Raw genomic sequence first — 608 nt, 5'->3', positions numbered from 1 at the left:
AATATCGATCGGTGTCGGCTCGCCATCGTAGAGATCGGCCGGCAGAAGTTCGATGGCATCTGCGAGGGCCGTTTCAAGATCCTCGCCGTCGCGGGGCCGGCATGTGTAGGTCTCGCCGAACGGGCCGGAAGTCAGGGCATGCGTGCCGAGTACGAAGTCGGGATGACGGGCAAACCACCTATTGACGCGGATCGCATCTTCTTCATCGGTGGCCAGCCTGATCTCATCGACATCGAGCCACAGCTGATCGCCTTCAGGCTCACCGAGCTTTCGCTTGCGGAAGAAGAGGATGTCGACGACGACATCCGTGCCAGCATCGCGGCGAAAACTGCCCTCGGGCAGACGAATGGCCGCGATCAGGTCTGCGGACTTGGCGATATGCTCGCGGGCTGTCGCATCCGCCTTGTCCATCGTCCCATAAGAGGTGACGAAGGCGGCCAGTGCGCCGGGCTTCAAGAGATCGATCGACCTGGCGATGAAATAGAGCGGTTCCCTGACTGAATGAATCTTCGGGTCTTTGCAAATCAGCGATGTTCTGATTCAAACTATCTGCCGATGGAGGTCGGCAGATATGTCAAAAGCTCTCTCTGTTGATCTGCGAGTTCGCG

1 pseudogene is annotated in these 608 nt (G+C 58.4%); it reads right to left on the bottom strand.

What is annotated here, in order from left to right:
* Positions 1-483: pseudogene (locus KLP42_RS26635) on the bottom strand (hypothetical protein); the annotation flags it as partial.
* Positions 484-608 lie beyond the last annotated feature (125 nt).

It is taken from the genome of Rhizobium sp. CSW-27 (assembly GCF_018760785.1).
Taxonomy (GTDB): Bacteria; Pseudomonadota; Alphaproteobacteria; order Rhizobiales; family Rhizobiaceae; genus Neorhizobium.
This window is presented reverse-complemented; position numbering and strand designations above follow the sequence as displayed.